The organism is Spiroplasma endosymbiont of Megaselia nigra, from assembly GCF_003987485.1.
Taxonomy (GTDB): Bacteria; Bacillota_I; Bacilli_A; order Mycoplasmatales; family Mycoplasmataceae; genus Spiroplasma.
On sequence record NZ_RCOO01000166.1, the window covers coordinates 1 to 2,440 of the forward strand.

At 25.9% G+C, this 2,440-nt stretch carries 3 protein-coding genes; 2 read left to right on the forward strand and 1 reads right to left on the reverse strand.

All coding sequences use genetic code 4. The features are described 5' to 3' along the window. The coding region (locus tag D9R21_RS05705; protein WP_148108850.1) for a hypothetical protein at window positions 1–1,273 on the reverse strand (1,273 nt) is incomplete at its 3' end. A gap of 134 nt (window positions 1,274–1,407) precedes the next feature. Here D9R21_RS05705 and D9R21_RS05710 point away from each other — a divergent pair. Further along, window positions 1,408–2,073 carry a hypothetical protein gene (locus D9R21_RS05710; RefSeq protein WP_126821445.1) on the forward strand — a complete coding sequence of 222 codons (666 nt, stop codon included), beginning with the start codon at window positions 1,408–1,410 and terminating at the stop codon, window positions 2,071–2,073. An 89-nt stretch (window positions 2,074–2,162) separates the two neighbouring features. Then, window positions 2,163–2,440 (forward strand): lipoprotein (locus tag D9R21_RS05715; protein WP_158613932.1); only part of this gene is annotated, 278 nt, incomplete at its 3' end.

Genomic DNA, 2,440 nt, shown 5'->3' on the forward strand with positions numbered 1-2,440 from the left:
ATTTTTGCATAAAGTCGTGGGCATTAATATCATAATGAAATGTAGCATATTCAAAACCATCAAATTTATCAAATGTATTAATTATTCATTGTCCGTAATGTTCAACTATTTCATTTAAATTCATTGCGTTTTTTGGTGTGACAACATTTTCTTCAATTAAATATTTATCATATTCATTATTTTTATTAATTTTATAACCACTAAATAAAAAAACCGTATGGTCTTCACTACCATTAGCATAATCGACACCAATTGAGTAACTATCAAATTGATACTGCTTTGTATTTGAATTATAAAAATCTTGTAAATTATACTCTTTAATATATTTGCGATAATTTCGCAAAACATAAATACTCGGGTCATTATCATTATATTCAAAACCGTAGTATTCAAGTTCAAATAAATCAGGCCGCTCTTTTTTGTTTGTTAAAACAAGTTTTTGGAGAATATCAGGTATTTTATTTCAAACAGCACCCATTGTTAATCGCAAATTAAAAACACCTAAGCCATTAAATGCTTGTTTATTTTCTGAATATACTTGATTGTGTTTTTTTAAAATATTTTTAATTCTTTCATTTAAAGGCAAAAATGGCGTTACAAATTTTTCATAAAAGACATGGTATTTATCAAAAGGATTAAAAGTAAATTGATTAGAATATGTTTTATGAAAATATGTTGTTACGGTTATGTATTGTTTTGCTATGTTATCTAATTCTTGAAATGTCCAAAATAATTCTTTTACTGGAATAGGATTATCCAAATTATATTGTTCATTATCATTTTCATCCGTGTATTTTTCATAAGATACTTTTAAACTTTTTGAACGAAACATTGAAACTCTTAAATTATTATATCTTTTATCTAGTTCTTTATCAGTTAAAATTTCTTTTTCTTCAGCATGTATCATTTCATCAGTTCATGCTGATATAATACCGCTACCTTTACCAACTTTTCCCATAATTTTATTACCATTAGCATAACCTGCAAAAGCAATGCGAACACCACTAGGAAAAACAATTTCGCCACCTTCTTTAACATTTTTAGGTCAAACAATGCCATTTTCATTGTCGGGTCCTATATCAATCCCATATTTATCGTATAGATAATTACATACATTAATTGTATCACCAAATGTAGTATCTTCGTGGGTGTTGGCGTATCTTCGTAAAATATTAGATGAAGCATCGGTAAAATTACAGGCAAAAAATAATTTTTCTGCCAAATGATCTCATGTTTTATTAGTACCACGATTAGTACTAAAATATAATCACAATAATAATCATTCTAATTCATCTCCTTTCTAAAATAATATCTTTAAAAATACTTGACTTGTATATATATATATATATATATAATGTCAATAGATCTTGATAAAAAGTTTCAAGATAAGAAAGGAAATTATATAAAATGAAAAAACTGTTAAGTTTATTAAGTGTCTTAACAATTAGTGGAAGTGCTGTACCAACAACAATTGCCGCTAGTCCTTATCAAAAAGAAGAAATTAAATTAGAAAATAGCAATATTAATTATTCAGAAATAAGTAATTTAAATTTAAATAGAAACAAAAGATCTTTAGATACTTTAGACCTTAATATTAATTTTGGTTCTTCAACTGGAGATGAAGCTGTTTATACTTTTAGTAAAAATACTTGAATTGCTATAGGAAGAGCTTTTGGTGATTATGTTAGAAGACACGATAAAAATTTTGCAAAATATCTTATCGATAATGTTTTTAAAAATAGTAATCTTACTAATGTAAGTTGAAAATTTAATGGACTTTTTGGTATTGGTTATAGTGGAGAATTTTATAAGTTAGTTGATACTATTTCAGCTAAATATTATGATATAAATAGATTCATTAGTAATAACTATGATTATAATTGATTTTGTTTAATAGTTCCGGGGCATGATGATAAATTTTATGTTTCTAATTTGAATTTACCATCAGATATTGGTGGTGTTTTAGATGACGTTAAAAAAATTGCTTTAACTGGGGGTTGTGCAGCAGTGGGATCGTTGGGTGGTCCTGCCGGAGCAGCTGCATCCGCTATTGCTTGCTACTATATTAATTAATTTTAAAATATTTATATTTGTTTATGGAAATAAGTGATTTATTTCCATTTTTAATTAAATTATCAAACCAATAGAAAGAAATTCAAAATATGAAAAATATATTAAGTCTTTTAGGTACAATCACCCTAATTGGAACAAGCACAACTAGTTTAGTTGCTTGTAATATAACACATGATGAATACACACCCGAAAAATTAGAACATTTAAAAAAAGAAAAAGAAATTAAAACAAAAGATGGTGTTTTAGAATGAATAGCACAACAAGAAACACCATTTAATCAAATTGATGATAAATGATATTTTGTAGTATGGCGTAATGATGATAATGGTGATTTAAAAATTAGTAAATTTAAAAATAATGTAAAATT